Raw genomic sequence first — 492 nt, 5'->3', positions numbered from 1 at the left:
ATGACGATCGGCAACCCACCTTCCAGGTTGGTCAGACGGCCCCCGCCGGCGATGGCGAGCTTGATCTCGTAATTGGGGTCGAGCCTGGAGGTCGGCTGCCGGTGCGAGGCGGCGGTGATTGCCTTCGACATCGAGGTCTCGCGCGACAAAAGCTTTGCTCCATCCATCCGCACGAATGCCAGCAGGTTGCCGCCATCGTCGACGATGGTGATGTTTTGCGGCACGCCAAGCGCCTCGGCCTTTTGAACCGCGCTGGCGAGCGCCTTGAGGGCTCCGGAATGGGTGAGTTTCAACACCGGCCTGGTTGTCACGAGGCACCTCTTTGGGAATGCGCTGGCCTTCAGATAATTGGGCAAAGGCGCTGGCTGTAAAATAATATTGCCCGCTTTATTGGATCACGTTTTACGATCCTTGGGCCGGCTCAGGTCCCAATCCGCCGAAGCAAATCGACAAAACATGGCGCCGCCGTCAGTCGTTCACGCGAATGGACTT

1 protein-coding gene is annotated in these 492 nt (G+C 59.3%); it reads right to left on the bottom strand.

The window, feature by feature from the left end:
- Positions 1–311: GlcG/HbpS family heme-binding protein (locus ACODTY_RS24160; RefSeq protein WP_488996707.1), on the bottom strand; the 311-nt coding region annotated here is incomplete at its 3' end.
- Positions 312–492: the final 181 nt, after the last annotated feature.

The organism is Mesorhizobium sp. FG116 (assembly GCF_057809835.1).
Note: the sequence above shows the minus strand (reverse complement) of the source record. Positions and strands in the feature narration are given on the sequence as shown.